Source organism: Novosphingobium kunmingense, assembly GCF_002813245.1.
Taxonomy (GTDB): domain Bacteria; phylum Pseudomonadota; class Alphaproteobacteria; order Sphingomonadales; family Sphingomonadaceae; genus Novosphingobium; species Novosphingobium kunmingense.
Genome location: NZ_PHUF01000006.1, coordinates 111,517 through 126,127 on the forward strand (window position 1 = coordinate 111,517; position 14,611 = coordinate 126,127).

Genomic DNA, 14,611 nt, shown 5'->3' on the forward strand with positions numbered 1-14,611 from the left:
GTCAGCGCCAGATCGATGCGCATGGAAGCAGCCGCACCTGCTCCGCGACGGAGGTCGCCGCACGCGGCGTCAATGCCCCATCGACATGCCACCCGATTTCTTCGGACGCGGGGCGAGCCAGATAAGCACAGCGGCAAACAGCGTGATGGAAGAGGTTACCCAGAACGTGTGGATGAGCGCGAGGGTTGTGGCCTCGAGCTCAGCCATGTTGCCAAGCACCTGCAGGGTCTGATCCGGCGAGAAGCCAAGCCCCGAGAGATTTGCCTGAGCAGCCTCGGGCTGCATGGTTCCAACGATGTCGTTGCGCGCCAACCTTTGGGTATCGCCCCAATAGGAAAGCGTTACCGATGTCGCCACGGCCGTCGCGATGGTCCGCACAAAGCTTTGCAACCCGGCGGCCGACGCGACCTCGTCGTCATCCACTGTATTGAGGTTCATGGCGGTCAGCGGCAGCATCATGAGGGGAACTCCAAGGCCCTGTACGAACTGCGGCAGGCTGAGCGTCCAGAAATCGGAGTCGGTTGTCCAGTTCGTGCGGATCAGCGTTGTCAGACCCACCCACGTAAGTCCGCAGAACACCAGCAGACGCGGGTCGAACCGGTCGAGCAAAAATGCGACCAGCCCCACGGTAATCAAACCGGCGAAGGCGACAAAGGATGAGGACAGGCCGGAATCTGTTGCCGGGAAACCAAGCCACGCTTGTTGCCATTGCGGAATGACCACGAAACTGGCGAAATAGGCGCCAAAGGCCAGGGACAGGACGGTCAGGCTCACGCTGAAGCCGCGATGCCGCAACACCCGCAGATCGACGATAGGATGGTCTTCGCCCAGTTCCCAAACGACGAAGACAACAAAGCCGATCAGCGACGCAATCGCCAGCGCCACGATCATCGGGTCGGCGAACCAGTCATGGTTGCGGCCGAGGTCGAGTACAAGTTGCAGGCAACCGACCCACAGCACCAGCAAGAGCAGGCCAATGAAGTCGATCGGCAGAACCTCTCTGTCCGTCTCGATCGGCCTCAGCAAAGCCATGGCCAGGACAGTGCAAAGCACCGCCACAGGAATATTGATGAGGAATATCCAGTTCCAGCTGAAGTTATCCGTCAGCCAGCCGCCGATGATCGGTCCCAAGGCCGGCCCCATCAGCAGGGTGGAGGCCCACAATCCCATGGCCATGTTGGCTTTCTCCGGCGGAAAGACCTTGACCAGAAGCGTCTGGGACATCGGCATCAGGAAGGCGCCGAATATGCCTTGGCCGATGCGGCAGGCAATCAGCATTCCGATCGTCCCGGAAATTCCACACAGCAATGAAAAGATGCCAAAGCCGACCATGCTCAAAACAAAAGTCCGTACCGATCCGAACCGGGCCGCGACCCACCCGGTCAACGGCACACAGATCGCTTCCGCCACGGCGTAAGAGGTGATGATCCACGCCCCTTGTTCGAGCGTAATGCCCAGACTTCCGGCAATGTGCGGGATCGAGACATTGGCGATGGTCAGGTCTAGAATGACCATGAAATTGCCGAGTGCCAGCACAAAGCCCGCGAGAATCTGCCGGGATGGCGCGATCCCGCCACTGACCGACACGGCGGCACTCATAACGCGTCACTCACTTGAAACATCGATCTCGACGTCCATCGACAGACCGACGCGCAACGGATGTTCCCTGAGCTCGGCGGGATCGAGTTCGATCCGCACCGGCAGGCGCTGGACGGTCTTGATCCAGTTGCCGGTGGCGTTCTGCGCGGGGATCACCGCCATCGACGATCCGGTTCCGCCGGCAATCCCGGTGACCTTGCCGTGATAGACGACATCGCCGCCGTAAAGGTCCGAGGTGAGCGTTACTGCCATGCCGGGTCGCACCCGACCGAGCTGGCCTTCCTTGAAGTTCGCATCGACATAGAGCTTTTCGAGCGGAACGATGGTCATGATCGTCTGGCCGGGGTTGAGGCGCTGGCCGACCTGCACCTGCAACCGGCTGACCACTCCGGCGACCGGCGCGCGGATTTCGGTGCGTTCAAGATCGAGTAAGGCCGCACCGAGCCGCGCCTGCGCGGCGCGCACGGCGGGATCGGTTTCGACGCTCGAACCGCGCACCAGCGCGTCGTTCGCCGCCAACTGGCCTTGGGCGACACGGCGGGCCGAGGCGACCTCGGAGATGCCGCCGCGCGCTGCGTCGAGCGCGGCGCTGGCCGCCGCATAGGCCCTGCGCGCCTGGGTCACTTCATCGCCCGAAACCGCGCCGCTGCCCGCGACGGCTTCGCGGCGGCGCAGGTCGACCCGCGCCTTGTCGAAATCGGCCTCAGCCATGCGCAGCCGCGCTTGCGCCTGGACAAGACCGGCGCTCGACGTATCGATCTGCGCCGACAGCGCACTGTTGGTTGCGACGACTTGTCCGAACTTGCGCCGCGCGGCGGCAAGATCGGCCTCTGCCTGTGCGACCGCGATGCTGGCATTGGCCTGATCGAGCCGGACCAGCACATCGCCCGCCTTCACCTGCTGCGTATCCTTGACCAGCACTTCGACCGCAGAACCGGCAACCAAGGGCGTCACCTGCGCCATCTGCGCGTTCACATAGGCATTGTCGGTGCTGACATGGTGGCGCGCGACCAGCAGATACCAGGCACCCCAGGCCAGCCCCGCCAGAACCAGCACGATCGCCAGCCGCTTCAGCCATTTGGCACGTCCGGCCTTGCGCGCGGCGGAGACCTGCGGATCGACTTCGGGAACTTGGGCTTCGGCTTCGCTCATTGGTTGGTCTGTCCTGCTTGTCGGGCTTTGCTTGCATCGAACCCGCCGCCCAGCGCGCGGATCATCGCCAGCGTTGCGCCGCGTTCGTATGTCTCGAGCCCGATCACCGCGAGCCGCAAGTCCTGCACCCCGCGCTCGCTGGCGAGGACATCAAGGTAGCTGGCCAGCCCGGCTTCGTAGCGCTTGCGCACCAGGCCGAGCGCATCTTCGCTTGCGGTCAATGCCATACGGGCCGCACCCAGCCGCTTGTCCGCCGCATCGCGCTGGGTCACCGCGTCGGCAGCCTGCTGATAGGCGGTGACGACGGTCTGGTTGTAGTTTGCGACGGCCTCGTCATAGGCCGCCCAGGCGCCGCCATATTGCGCCTTGATCGCACCGCCCTGGAAGATCGGCAGACTGATCGCCGGGCCAACGCTGCCGAACAGCGACCCCGAATCGACCAGATTGCCAAGGCCGAGCGATTGGAACCCGATCAGCGCCCTGAGGTTGATCGACGGGAAAAACCCGGCGCGGGCGACCTTGACCCGGCTTTCCGCAGCCTCGACCCGATCGCGCGCCGCGACGATGTCGGGGCGCCGACCGAGCAGGTCGGTGTTCACACCTTCGGGCACCCAGGCGGGCGTCGAGGGTGTAAGCGGCGGGCGGGTGATCGACCGGCCCCGATCCGGTCCTGCCCCAACCAGAGCCGCGAGCTGGTTGCGGCGCAGGCCGATGTTTTCCTCGACCGCCGCGAGATCCTGCTCAGCCAAGGCCACTTCGGCATCGGCGCGGCGCAGGCTGGCGAGGTTGTCGAGTCCGTTGCGCTGGCGCTGCGCCACCAGATCGCGGGTTGTCTGGCGGTTGCCGAGCATGGCCGCCGCGTTGTCGCGCTCGCGGTAATGGCGTCCGAGTTCGGCATAGGCTGCGCTGATCGCCACAGACAGCACCAGACGCGCCTGCGCGGCATCGACCACCGCCGCTCTGGTCTCCGACGTCGCGGCAGCATAGGCCGCGCGGTTGCGACCCCACAGGTCGAGATCGAAGCCGAAGCTCAGCGAGGTTTGGCCATAGTCTTTCCAGCCATCGGGCAGGAACTGCGCGGGGATGCCGTTGTTGCCGCTCTGGCGGCGCATACCGCCTTCGGCCTCGGCACCGATCGTTGGCAGCCGCGCGGCCCCGGCGCGCTGGGCTTCGGCTTCGGCGCGCCTGACCCGCGCCATCGCCACCGCGACTTGCGGCGAGTTCGCCAATCCTTCCTCGATCAGCGCGTTCAGTTGCGGATCGCCTGCCAGCCGCCACCATTGATCGGGCGGCCAGGTGGCGTTGCCGCGCTCGGCGAGGGTCTGCCCGGCCTCGATTGAAGCGGCGGTTTCCATTGCCGGATGAACGCCGGCATCGGGGACCGCAACGCAGCCTGCGAGTGCCAGTGACAAGGCGGTGCCGGCCACGCGCACGGTGTGGTTCGTCCGGTTCGTGGGTCTTGGCTGCTGGACTGATCGGGACACAGCGCGCCGATAGCAGGTCGTAAGATGTATTACAATCTACCGTACAAAAATATTGCTTCAAACGAACAGACAGATGTCCTATCGCATGTCACATGATTGACGCGGCACAGCACGAACGGTTCGTGACCGAGGCGGATGAGTTGATCTTCCTCATCGAGGAGGTTCCCCGCCGACTCAGGCGCATGTTTACGGTCTCGATGGCCGCGTTCGACATGACCACTCCGCAATGGCGGGCGCTGTCGTATATCATGCGCACGCCCGGTTTGAACCAGACCATGCTCGCGCGACAACTGGATCTCGAACGGGCTTCAGTGGGCCATATCGTCGATCAGCTCGAAGCGGCAGGCCTTGCTGAACGTCGCGCGGCCGGGGGAGACCGGCGGGTTTGGACCTTGCACCCCTTGCCGAAAGCGATCGAAATCCTCCCCTCGGTGCGGAAGGTCGCCGATCGACTCTATCTGGATTTGCTCCGCAACGTCCCCCTTGAGGACATCAACCAAATGCGCTCCACGCTCTCCAGGATGGTAGCCAACATCAGTGGTCTCGACCCCGACTGAAGTCGGTTTGGGTTGGCAAGAATGCCCGTTACATGTTGTAGGCCCCGCGACCGCTGGCGACCAGCGTCCCGGCCTCATCGTGAATGCGCACGTCGGCAACGCTTAGCGATTTCCCGGCCTTGATCAGGCGCCCTTCGGCATGAAGCGTCTGGCGGCTCGCTGCCCGATGGTAATCGACCCTCAGGTCGGCTGTGGATTTGCACATGTTGCCTGAGGCCAGGACTGCATAGAATCCCGTCAGATCGATCAACGAGGCCAGAATTCCGCCGTGCATCGACGGGAGCGCGGGATTGGAGATCATCTCATCCCGCCACGGCATTTCGATCAGGATGTGCTCTGCGCCAGCTTCGACCATCCGCAAGTTCAGCCAGCGGTGAAACGGCGCGACCAGCAGGGCGCGGTTGAGCTCTTCCAGCGTCATGCAATCGTCTCCGGTTCGGACTGGCTCTCGAGGAATTCGATGATAGCACGACTGAATACGTGGTTGTCGTCGCCGACAACCATGTGTCCAGCGCCCGAGACGTCGGTGAAATGCGCGCCAGGTACCATCTCGACAAATCGCTGCGCGGCCTCAAGTGAAATCAGGTCGCTCGACCCGCCCCGCACGAGGTGGACCGGCAGCTTGAGAGTGCCTGCAGCAGCCTTGGTCTGCGCATAGTCCTTCTCCCTGCGTCCGGTCATCCCGCTTAGAAAGCCGGGATCCCAATGCCAACGATAGCGCTGGTCCGGGTCGAGACGGAGATAGCTCTTCAGGCCTTCGCTTGCGCCTCGCTTCTCGCGGTTCGGCATATAGTCTGCGATCGCCTCTGCGGCTTCGTCGTATGACGCGAAGCCGTGCTCCACATGGGCGTTCATGAAGCCGACAATCCTCGAAACTCCGTCGGGATCCATCTCAGGAGTGACATCGACCAGCGTCAAGGAAGCGAAGCTGCCCGGACGCAGCGCGCCTTCCGCCACCAATGCAGCCAATCCGCCAAGCGATGCGCCGATCACATGCGGCCGGTGGTCCAGCCTGTCGCAGACCGCGAGGATATCCTTGCCGAAATCGGCAAAGCCGTACTGGTCGGGGGCAGCCCAGTCGCTTTCGCCATGGCCGCGCATGTCGATTGCCACCGAGCGATAACCGTGCTGCGCCAATTGCTGCATCGTCCTGCGCCAGGTGCGCCGGGTTTGCCCTCCGCCATGCGCCAGTAATACCGGCGGCCGACCATGACCATCGCCGGCAAGGCTTGCCGCGATGGAGATGCCCCCGCTTCCATCAAACGTCATGTGCATGGCGTCTTGCTTAGTGCTGAAGCTCGGGCAGATGCAGCACCAAGCCATCGAGTTCGGGGACCATCGGAATCTGGCAGGCGAGCCGGCTGGTTTCGGTCGTTCCCTCGGCGAACTGGATCAGATCGCTCTCCATGCCGCCTTCTTCCGGTGGCCCGACCCGATCCATCCAGGCCTGATCGACATGGACATGGCACGTGGCGCAGGCACAGACCCCGCCGCAATCGCCGTCGATCCCCGGCACACTGTTGAACAGGGCGGCCTCACGGGCGCTGAGGCCCTCGTCTATTTCAACCGACCGACGTGTGCCGTCGGCGGAAACAAAAGTTACGTTGATCATCTGGAAGTTCCGTATTTGTAACGAGCCAAGCCTTCAGTGGGCGTGAAGTTTCACCGGCAGCCGGGTGATGCCGCGAACCAGATTGGACAGCAGCCGCTCCGGCTCGCCGACAACTTCGACGAAGCGAAAGCGCTTGAGGATCTCTTCCCAGATGATGCGCAGTTGCAATTCAGCCAGACGGTTGCCCATGCAGCGGTGGATGCCGAACCCGAAGGAAAGGTGGTGGCGCGGATTTTCGCGGTCGATGATGAACTTGTCGGCCCGGTCGATCACGGTTTCGTCACGGTTGCCCGAGAGATACCACATCACCACCTTGTCACCCTTCTTGATCTGCTTTCCGCCGATTTCGGCGTCCTCCAGCGCGGTACGGCGCATGTGGGTCAGCGGTGTCTGCCAGCGGATGATTTCGGGAATCATGCTGGAAACGAGCGCCGGATTGTCCCGCAACTTCTGATATTCGCCGGGGTTCTGGTTCAGCGCCAGGACCCCGCCACTGATCGAATTGCGGGTAGTGTCGTTGCCGCCCACGATCAGCAACAGCAGATTGCCGAGAAATTCGAGAAACGGCATGTCGCGGGTCGCGGGCGAATGCGCCATCATCGAGATCAGGTCGTTGCCGCCGGGCTGGTCGATCCGCTGGTCCCACAGGCCCTTGAAGTACATCGCACACTGGATGAGTTCCTCGCGGCGTTGTTCGAACGATTCGACGATGCCGGTCTCTGGCGACGCGGTGGTAATGTCCGACCAGCGGGTCAGCTTGGCGCGCTCGTCCCAGGGGAAATCGAAGATCGTCGCAAGCGTCATGGTGGTGAGTTCGACCGACACCAGCTTGACCCAGTCGATCTCCTCGCCGACCGGCAGTGAATCGAGGATCGCGCCCGCGCGTTCGCGGATGATCGGCTCAAGCAGCAGCAGGTTCGAAGGCGCGACCACCGGGCTTACCGCCTTGCGCTGCTGGTCGTGCTTGGGCTGATCCATCGCGATGAACATTTCGAGCTCGAGCGCACCTTCGATGCCGTGCATGTCCTGAACAGCGATCCCGCCCAGCTTGGCTTCCGACGAGAAAACCTTGTGGTTGGTGTCGACCGCCATGATGTCGTTGAACTTGGTCACCGACCAATAGGGTCCGAACCGGCTTTCGGCGCAGTAATGGACCGGATCCTCGCGGCGGAGCCGGGTGAAATATTCCCCCACGGTGTCATTCTGGAAGAGGTAGGGATTCGCCACGTTAATCTCGCCCAGCGGGATCGCATCGACGGAGTCGTAGTGGACTTTTTCCTGAGTTGCCGAAGTCGCCATGGAACAGACCTTTCACAATGGCGTCACCTAGGGCTGAAAGGGTCATTCTGTCAATAAAGATTATCAGCTTTAATCCGCCATTTCGGGGAGGCGCCTGGTCGGCCTCGCCTGCAATTACCGAAATGCCGCGTTTTCTGCGGGCCCCATAGCGCCGACGTTCTTCTACAGGAGATGCTAGACACGGTGATCGATTAATGCTTATACGTTTTTATGGCTTCTGTTCCCCATCGATCTCCGGACGACAACGCTGTGCCCGCAAACAAGGCGAAACGCGCCTTGCAGGTCGCGCAGGCCATCGTGTCCGATATCCAACTCAACGCCCGTGAGGCCGGAGACCGCCTCCCGCAAGAGGAGGATATGCTGGCGCGTTACGAAGTGGCGCGCGCAACCTTGCGCGAGGCGCTTCGATTTCTTGAGCTGCAGGGGGTGATCCAGCTGCAACTGGGCCGCGGTGGCGGACCGGTTGTGTCGCGGCCGCAGACGCGCGATTTTGCCAGCTCGCTGTCGCTCATCCTGCAATTCATGGATACCGATCTGCGGGCTCTGCTCGAACTGCGCGAAGCGATCGCGCCCGATATGGCGGCAAGGGCGGCGGTGCGGGCAACCAACGCCGATCTCGCCGCACTGGACGATTGCTACGCCCAGCTCGAGCGTGACCGCGAAACCGCCGCCTTCGAGGAAACCAACCGCCGCTTTCACGATTTGCTGGGCTGGGCCAGCGGCAATCCGACGTTCGGATTGCTCACATCGGCACTGCATTTGCTGACTCGCGATCTCGCCGTGGAATTGGGTTATTCCGCGCAGGAACGGGCCAACCAGCTGCGTTGCCTGGCGCGCGTGCTCAACGCGGTGCGCCTGCGCGATGCCGATGGTGCCCGCCGTCACATGGAGCGGCTGGTCAAGGGATCGTCGGAATATCTGGCTGCCCGCAGTCCGGAACTCGTTTCCCAAAAGGTCAGATGGGGAGACCCAGGCTAAACCAGCACTTCTGGAGAGGACAATGGCACTGAACAGTCGAATTTGCGGAATGCTCAAGATCGAGCATCCGATCCTGCTGGCCGGCATGGGCGGTGCCAGCGTGCCGAGACTGGCTGCGGCGGTTTCCAACGCCGGCGGGCTGGGAGTGCTGGGCGCGGCAGCGTGCTCGCCCGAACGCCTGCGCAGCTGGATTCGCGAGACCCGCGCGCTAACCGACAAGCCGTTCGGCGTCGATACCTTGCTGCCCGCTTCTGTCCGCCGGGGCAAGGCACCGGAAACCGGGGTAGCCCCTGCCGATCCTATGGCGGTTTTTGGCGAATACCAACAGTTCGCCCGCGATTTCATGGCCCGTGAAGGACTGGGCGAAGTCGATTCCGCCGCAGCGATGCGCGCCGCTGCCGGGGCGGAAAGCGAAGGTGGTCCCCCGATGTTCTCGAAGGAGTTCTTTGAAGCGCAGATGGAGGTGGTTATCGAGGAAAAGGTGCCCGTCTATGCAGCGGGACTGGGCAATCCCGGTCCGTGGATGGACCGCCTGCACGCTAATGGCACGATCGTGATGGCAGTGGTGGGCAAGGTCAAACACGCCTTGCAGGTGGTCGAGTCCGGGATCGACATGATCGTCGCCCAGGGCCACGATGGCGGCGGCCACAATTCGCCGATCGGGACGATTTCACTGATCCCGCAGGTGGTCGACGCCGTTGGCGATCGGGTCCCTGTGCTGGGTGCCGGCGGCATCAGCGACGGGCGCGGAGTGGCGGCGGCCTTCATGCTCGGCGCCGAGGGTGCGTGGGTGGGAACGGCCTTCCTTGCGACCGAAGAAGCCGGAATCGAGGATTTCCAGAAGCAGGCCATTGCCGAGGGCGGTGACGGCGACACGGTGGTCAGTCGCTCGATCACCGGCAAGCCAGCCCGGATGATCGCCAACAAATGGGCCAATGCCTGGATCGAAGCGGGCAAGGAACCGCTCCCCATGCCCTACCAGTCGATGATTGCCGGCCCGGTCATGGCGGCGGCGATCCGCGACAAGCGGATGGATGTGCTCCCCGGTTTTGCCGGACAGGGCATCGGTTTGATCAAGTCGGTTCGCCCCGCAGCCGCGGTGATGCGCGATCTGGTCGCCGACGCCGAAAAGGCCTTGGCCGGAGCCAAGCGATTTGGGTGAGGAGGCCGCATCGTAATGGCACGCGAGGCGAAGATGAAGGGACAGGAGCTGAAGCGCCGCATCCGCCCAGGAGAAGCGCTTTCGGCGATAAAGATTCTACTCCGCGACAAGGAAGATACCGCACAGGTATTCAGGATTGTCGAGGCCTTGGCTGGAAACAGCTATTATCGTCATTTCAGGCGGTTTGCGGGATCCGAAGGCGGGAGGCGCATCCTGACCAGACGTAGCAATCTGCTCGATCACCTGCGCGACCGCGAACGGCTGGCACGGTGTCCGAAGGGAAGCCTGGGACAGCAATATCTGGCCTTTGTCTATGGCGAAGGCCTGAGCGCTGACGGCCTGGTTGAGGCGAGCGAAGAGGGTGGTGTCCGGACCTTTGTCGATCCCGATGTCGCCCTGTTCCGCAACCGGATGAGGGATTCGCACGATCTCTATCACGTTGTCACCGGTTACGGGCGTGATGGGCTGGGCGAAATTTGTGTGCTGACCTTGGGCAACGCCCAGTTCCACAACCACGGCATCTCCTTCCTGTTGCTGCTCGGACTGTTCAAATCAAGACGTGAGCATCCCGGACTACCGGTACTGGGCCCGATGATCGAGGCTTGGCGGCGCGGGCGTGCGGCCAAGAACTTTCCCGAGATCCAGTGGGAAGAATTGCTTGATCGTCCGCTCGAAGAGGTTCGCGCGTCGCTCAATTTGGCTCCCGCGCCGCGATACCGATGGGCCGAACCCGAGGCCAAGCGGATCGAGGTCGAATTCCAGATCCGCCGCGAACTCGCCATGCAACGACAAAGAGACCTGGAACCCGCATGACCTTTTCCGATAAGACAGCCATCACCGGGGTTGGCGAGACTGATTTCGTCAAGGGAACCGAACGCACCGCCGTCGACATGATGCTCGAAGCGTCGCGCAAGGCGATTGCCGATGCCGGGCTCAAGCCTTCGGACATCGACGGCATGGTGCCGCCGCCGATCTATACCACGAGCGAGGAACTGGCCGCCAATCTCGGGATCGACGTGCTGCGCTATGCGGCGACGGTGCACATGGGCGGCGCCAGCCCGACCACCGCGCTGCAGAATGCGGCGATGGCGATATCTGCGGGGCTGTGCGACCACGTGCTGGTCACGCTGGGGTGGAACGGCTTTTCGGCGCTGCGGCCCAAACCGGGCGCGCCCCCGACCCGGTCGATGAACATGAACACCCTGACCAATACCATCCAGGGCTATTACATTCCCTACGGCGTGTTCCTGCCGGTGCAGATGTACGCCTGGCTGGCGATGCGGCATTCGCAGCTTTACGGGGTGGGGCCGGAAGCCACCGCGGCCATTGCCCTGGCCTGCCGCAAGCACGCCCAGCTCAACCCCAAGGCGTTCACCTATGGCAAGCCGCTGGACCGGGAGACCTATCATGCGGCGCGGTGGATTTCGGAACCGTTCCGGCTTTACGATTGCTGTCTCGAAACCGACGGGGCCTGTGCGGTGGTGGTCTCGCGGCTCGATCGCGCGCGCGACCTGCGGCACGTTCCGGTGACGATTGCGGGCGCTGCCGAAGGGCATCCCTATCCCGCCGATGATATTCCGTCCCGGCCCGAACCGTTCAAGATCGGCCTGTCCTATGCCGCGCCCAAGGCTTTCGAGATGGCCGGAGTGTCGCGTAGCGACATGGATTTCCTCCAGGTCTACGATTGCTTTACCTACGTGGTGCTGCTCCAGCTTGAGGCGATGGGCTATTGCGAGCCGGGCGGCGCGCTCGAATTCGTCAAAGATGGCCAGATCGAGCTGGGCGGGAACTTTCCGCTCAACACGCACGGCGGCCTGCTCAGCGAAGCCCACGTCTGGGGGCTCAACCACGTGGTCGAAGCGGTGCGCCAGCTGCGGCACGATTGCGGCGAGCGGCAGGTCGAAGGGGCGCAGACCGGGCTGGTCACCGGCTGGGGCGATCTGGGTGACGGCAGTATTGCCATCCTGCGGAGGTTTGGCTGATGGACGAAGATATTTCTCCCAAGGCGCGCGCCGCCGCCGCTGCGCCGGCCAAGCCGCAGCCCCGCCCGCAGGACCCGGTCGAGCAGGAATTCTGGAAGCGATGCCAGGATGGGCACCTTTACTTCCAGAAATGCGGGGGTTGCGGTTCGTGGCGGCACTTGCCGCGTTACATGTGCGCGCGTTGCGGCTCGCCTGACTTTGCGTGGGAACAAAGCTCGGGCAAGGGCAAGGTGTTTTCCTGGACCGTGGTGCATCAGGCGCTGCACACCGCCTTCGCGGCGGACATTCCCTATGTCGCCGCAGTGGTCGAGCTCGACGAGGGAGTCCGCATGGCCACCCGTTTAATCGATTGCCCGATCGACGCTGTCCGGCTCGACCTGCCGGTGACGGTCGCGTTCGAAACCATCGGCGATGACTTCCGCCTGCCCGTCTTCCGACCGGCCTGAAAGGACGCTGTGCAATGGACCTGAGTTATGGCCCCGAGTATGAGACGTTCCGCGAAGAGGTGCGCGGCTTCATCGCCGTCAATCGCCATCTCGCGCCAAAGAATGCCGGTCGTGCGGCCCGCCCCTCCAAGGAAGGCGTGGCCTGGCAGAAGCTGCTGATCGAGCACGGCTACACCGCGCGCACCATTCCGCGCGAATACGGCGGGTTCGGGGCCGAGCCCGACATTCTCAAGTCCCGGATCATCGCCGAGGAGTTTGCGCGCGCCGGTGTGCCGGGGGGCCTTGCCAACCAGGGCATTTCGATGCTGGTGCCGACCTTGCTCGAACTTGGCACCGAAGAGCAGAAGCGGCGCTGGATCGAACCGACTTTGGCCGGCGATGTGGTGTGGTGCCAGGGCTATTCCGAACCCGGATCGGGATCGGACCTCGCCAGTCTCAAGACCAGCGCCCGGGTTGAAGGCGGCGACTTCGTCATCAACGGCCAGAAGATCTGGACCAGCACCGCCAAGGAAGCGGACATGATCTTCTGCCTGGTGCGGACCGAAGGGGACGCAGCCAAGCACCAGGGGATCAGCTATCTGATCTTCCCGATGACCACGCCGGGGATCGAAGTCCGCCCGCTCAGAACCATGACCGGCCATGCCGAATTCAACGAAACCTTCTTCACCGATGTGCGCGTGCCGGTCGATCAGATCGTCGGACAGCGCGGGCAAGGCTGGTTCGTCGCCAACGCCACCCTGGGGCACGAACGCGGGATGCTGGGCGATCCCGACGCGCTGGAGAACCGGCTGCTCGCGCTGATCGAACTGATGACGGTGGAACAGGTCGGCGGTGCACGGGTGATCGACCTTCCGGCCCTTCGCGACCGGTTGGTGGCGCTCCAGGCCGAAGTCGCGGCGATGAAGTACAACGGGATGCGGATCCTATCGAACCAGATCAAGGGCGAGCCGGGCGGCATGGCCAAGCTGATCGTCAAGCTCCAGGCCTGCGAGTTGGCCCACCAGATTTCCGCTTTGGCGATCGACGCGCTGGGCGAATTGGGAATCCTGTACAACGGCAGCGCCCATGAGCGCGAAAACGGAAGCTGGCAATGGAACTACATGTTCCAGCTTGGCCTGATCATCGGCGGCGGAACCGCCCAGATCCAGAAGAACATCATTTCGGAGCGCGGCCTCAACATGCCGCGCGAGCCGCGCCTGGACCTGCCCAAAGGCCCGTCCGCGCAAGGAGGGCAGTGATGGATTTCGGACTTTCGCAGGAACAGCAGATGCTGGCGGAAAGCGTTACGCGGCTGCTGCGCGAACTCTCTCCGCTCGATCATGTCAGGCAAGTGGCCGAAGGCGGCAGCGCGGTTAGCGCGCAAAGCCAGGCCGCGCTGGCCGAATTGGGGCTACCCGGGCTGGTGGTGCCGGAGGCCCATGGCGGCCTTGGCATGGGACTGCTCGATGCGACGATCGTTGCCACGGCGCTGGGGGAAGCGGTGGCGCCGGTGCCGTTCACCGCTCGCAACGTGATGGCGCCGCTCGCGCTGATCGCGGCCGGATCCGAGGCGCAGCAGGCCCAATGGTTGCCGCGCATTGCAGCTGGCGAGGTGCGTTTCGGCGTCGGGGTGCATGAGCAGGTCTCCCGCCGCGATGGTTCGGGCGTGCGTTGCAGCGGCGGCGCGCTGACTGGCACGGCGCTGTTCGTGCTCGATTGCGAGGAGGCCGATCACTTCATGATCGCCGACGAAGCGGGACGGCTGCACATCGTTTCGGCACAGGCAGACGGGTTGGAGCTGATTGCCCTGAAGACGATCGACGCGACGCGCTCGGTCGGCGAACTGCGGCTTGCTTCGACCCCGGCGGAAGCCTTGGCCGACGACGGCGGTGCGGCGGCGCGGCGACTGATTGCCGCAGGCCGCATCCTGCTCGCGGCGGACAGCCTGGGTGCGGCGGATGCGATGATCGCCCAGGCGGTTGCCTATGCCGGGCAGCGCGAACAGTTCGGGCGGGTGATCGGCAGCTTCCAGGCGGTCAAGCACATGTGCGCTGAAATGGCCGCGAAGAACGAGCCGTGCCGGTCGCTGGTGTGGTATGCGGCCCATGCGTTTGACGCGGTCCCAGCCGAAGCGGAACTGGTCGCCTGTCATGCCAAGTCGCACACCGGCGAAGTAGGCCGGTTTGTCGCCCGCACCGCGACCGAGGTGCACGGCGGCATGGGCTTTACCGACCTGTTAGGGCTGCATTACTGGTTCAAGCGGATCGGTTTCGACCGGCAGGTACTGGGCGGACCCGAAACGGTCCGGGAAGAGGCGGCGAGGCTGCAGGGCTGGATCGCAGTTGCGGCCTGACAAAGCGA

15 protein-coding genes are annotated in these 14,611 nt (G+C 63.6%); 8 read left to right on the forward strand and 7 right to left on the reverse strand.

Annotated features, from left to right (window positions below):
- Window positions 1-69: 69 nt before the first annotated feature.
- Genes B0I00_RS15205 through B0I00_RS15215 form a run of 3 tightly spaced genes read right to left on the reverse strand, consistent with a single transcriptional unit; the run spans window position 70 to window position 4,235 of the window.
- The gene (locus tag B0I00_RS15205) at window positions 70-1,599 is read right to left on the reverse strand and encodes a DHA2 family efflux MFS transporter permease subunit (protein WP_100868269.1); all 1,530 of its coding nucleotides are present in this window, start codon (window positions 1,597-1,599) and stop codon (window positions 70-72) included.
- Window positions 1,600-1,605: 6 nt separating this feature from the next.
- Complete coding sequence (locus tag B0I00_RS15210) at window positions 1,606-2,751, reverse strand: EmrA/EmrK family multidrug efflux transporter periplasmic adaptor subunit (RefSeq protein ID WP_100868270.1); 1,146 nt, start codon at window positions 2,749-2,751, stop codon at window positions 1,606-1,608.
- Complete coding sequence (locus B0I00_RS15215) at window positions 2,748-4,235, reverse strand: efflux transporter outer membrane subunit (RefSeq protein ID WP_232730296.1); 1,488 nt, start codon at window positions 4,233-4,235, stop codon at window positions 2,748-2,750. The genes B0I00_RS15210 and B0I00_RS15215 overlap by 4 nt, the downstream gene beginning before the upstream one ends.
- A gap of 92 nt (window positions 4,236-4,327) precedes the next feature.
- Between B0I00_RS15215 and B0I00_RS15220 the strand changes: the two genes are divergently transcribed.
- Window positions 4,328-4,792, forward strand: a complete 465-nt coding sequence (locus B0I00_RS15220; protein ID WP_100868272.1) for a MarR family winged helix-turn-helix transcriptional regulator — start codon at window positions 4,328-4,330, stop codon at window positions 4,790-4,792.
- Between the two features lie 28 nt (window positions 4,793-4,820).
- Here the strand turns inward: B0I00_RS15220 and B0I00_RS15225 are convergent, their stop codons facing one another.
- From B0I00_RS15225 to B0I00_RS15240, 4 genes are read right to left on the reverse strand one after another with little or no spacing between them, the layout of a single operon-like run.
- Window positions 4,821-5,213, reverse strand: coding sequence for a PaaI family thioesterase (locus B0I00_RS15225; protein WP_100868273.1), 393 nt, complete (start codon window positions 5,211-5,213; stop codon window positions 4,821-4,823).
- Window positions 5,210-6,115, reverse strand: a complete 906-nt coding sequence (locus B0I00_RS15230; RefSeq protein WP_232730297.1) for an alpha/beta fold hydrolase — start codon at window positions 6,113-6,115, stop codon at window positions 5,210-5,212. The genes B0I00_RS15225 and B0I00_RS15230 overlap by 4 nt, the downstream gene beginning before the upstream one ends.
- Window positions 6,078-6,404 (reverse strand): 2Fe-2S iron-sulfur cluster-binding protein, encoded by a 327-nt coding sequence (locus B0I00_RS15235; protein WP_100868275.1) that lies wholly within the window; start codon window positions 6,402-6,404, stop codon window positions 6,078-6,080. Before B0I00_RS15235 ends, B0I00_RS15230 begins: the two co-directional genes overlap by 38 nt.
- 33 nt (window positions 6,405-6,437) lie before the next feature.
- Entirely contained in the window at window positions 6,438-7,703 is a 1,266-nt protein-coding gene (locus B0I00_RS15240) for a cytochrome P450 (protein ID WP_100868276.1), read from the reverse strand.
- Between the two features lie 210 nt (window positions 7,704-7,913).
- Between B0I00_RS15240 and B0I00_RS15245 the strand changes: the two genes are divergently transcribed.
- The 7 genes from B0I00_RS15245 to B0I00_RS15275 are packed head-to-tail and all read left to right on the forward strand — an operon-like array spanning window position 7,914 to window position 14,603.
- Window positions 7,914-8,681, forward strand: coding sequence for a FadR/GntR family transcriptional regulator (locus B0I00_RS15245; protein WP_269800246.1), 768 nt, complete (start codon window positions 7,914-7,916; stop codon window positions 8,679-8,681).
- A 22-nt stretch (window positions 8,682-8,703) separates the two neighbouring features.
- Complete coding sequence (locus tag B0I00_RS15250; RefSeq protein WP_100868278.1) at window positions 8,704-9,843, forward strand: NAD(P)H-dependent flavin oxidoreductase; 1,140 nt, start codon at window positions 8,704-8,706, stop codon at window positions 9,841-9,843.
- Window positions 9,844-9,858: 15 nt separating this feature from the next.
- Window positions 9,859-10,656 carry a ubiquinone biosynthesis protein COQ4 gene (locus B0I00_RS15255; protein ID WP_232730299.1) on the forward strand — a complete coding sequence of 266 codons (798 nt, stop codon included), beginning with the start codon at window positions 9,859-9,861 and terminating at the stop codon, window positions 10,654-10,656.
- On the forward strand, window positions 10,653-11,825 hold the full coding sequence (locus B0I00_RS15260) for a thiolase C-terminal domain-containing protein (RefSeq protein WP_100868279.1): 1,173 nt from the start codon (window positions 10,653-10,655) through the stop codon (window positions 11,823-11,825). Before B0I00_RS15255 ends, B0I00_RS15260 begins: the two co-directional genes overlap by 4 nt.
- Window positions 11,825-12,271 carry a Zn-ribbon domain-containing OB-fold protein gene (locus B0I00_RS15265; RefSeq protein ID WP_232730300.1) on the forward strand — a complete coding sequence of 149 codons (447 nt, stop codon included), beginning with the start codon at window positions 11,825-11,827 and terminating at the stop codon, window positions 12,269-12,271. Before B0I00_RS15260 ends, B0I00_RS15265 begins: the two co-directional genes overlap by 1 nt.
- A 14-nt stretch (window positions 12,272-12,285) precedes the next feature.
- A complete protein-coding gene (locus B0I00_RS15270; RefSeq protein ID WP_100868281.1) occupies window positions 12,286-13,509 on the forward strand; it encodes an acyl-CoA dehydrogenase family protein in 1,224 nt (407 codons plus the stop codon).
- Window positions 13,509-14,603 (forward strand): acyl-CoA dehydrogenase family protein, encoded by a 1,095-nt coding sequence (locus B0I00_RS15275; RefSeq protein ID WP_100868282.1) that lies wholly within the window; start codon window positions 13,509-13,511, stop codon window positions 14,601-14,603. Before B0I00_RS15270 ends, B0I00_RS15275 begins: the two co-directional genes overlap by 1 nt.
- The last annotated feature ends 8 nt before the right edge of the window (window positions 14,604-14,611 follow it).

Coding starts and splice junctions, on each gene's coding strand:
- B0I00_RS15205 (WP_100868269.1), bottom strand. CDS start 1,599: ATGAGTGCCGCCGTGTCGGTCAGTGGCGGGATCGCGCCATCCCGGCAG.
- B0I00_RS15210 (WP_100868270.1), bottom strand. CDS start 2,751: ATGAGCGAAGCCGAAGCCCAAGTTCCCGAAGTCGATCCGCAGGTCTCC.
- B0I00_RS15220 (WP_100868272.1), top strand. CDS start 4,328: ATGATTGACGCGGCACAGCACGAACGGTTCGTGACCGAGGCGGATGAG.
- B0I00_RS15225 (WP_100868273.1), bottom strand. CDS start 5,213: ATGACGCTGGAAGAGCTCAACCGCGCCCTGCTGGTCGCGCCGTTTCAC.
- B0I00_RS15230 (WP_232730297.1), bottom strand. CDS start 6,115: ATGGCTTGGTGCTGCATCTGCCCGAGCTTCAGCACTAAGCAAGACGCC.
- B0I00_RS15235 (WP_100868275.1), bottom strand. CDS start 6,404: ATGATCAACGTAACTTTTGTTTCCGCCGACGGCACACGTCGGTCGGTT.
- B0I00_RS15240 (WP_100868276.1), bottom strand. CDS start 7,703: ATGGCGACTTCGGCAACTCAGGAAAAAGTCCACTACGACTCCGTCGAT.
- B0I00_RS15245 (WP_269800246.1), top strand. CDS start 7,914: ATGGCTTCTGTTCCCCATCGATCTCCGGACGACAACGCTGTGCCCGCA.
- B0I00_RS15250 (WP_100868278.1), top strand. CDS start 8,704: ATGGCACTGAACAGTCGAATTTGCGGAATGCTCAAGATCGAGCATCCG.
- B0I00_RS15255 (WP_232730299.1), top strand. CDS start 9,859: ATGGCACGCGAGGCGAAGATGAAGGGACAGGAGCTGAAGCGCCGCATC.
- B0I00_RS15260 (WP_100868279.1), top strand. CDS start 10,653: ATGACCTTTTCCGATAAGACAGCCATCACCGGGGTTGGCGAGACTGAT.
- B0I00_RS15265 (WP_232730300.1), top strand. CDS start 11,825: ATGGACGAAGATATTTCTCCCAAGGCGCGCGCCGCCGCCGCTGCGCCG.
- B0I00_RS15270 (WP_100868281.1), top strand. CDS start 12,286: ATGGACCTGAGTTATGGCCCCGAGTATGAGACGTTCCGCGAAGAGGTG.
- B0I00_RS15275 (WP_100868282.1), top strand. CDS start 13,509: ATGGATTTCGGACTTTCGCAGGAACAGCAGATGCTGGCGGAAAGCGTT.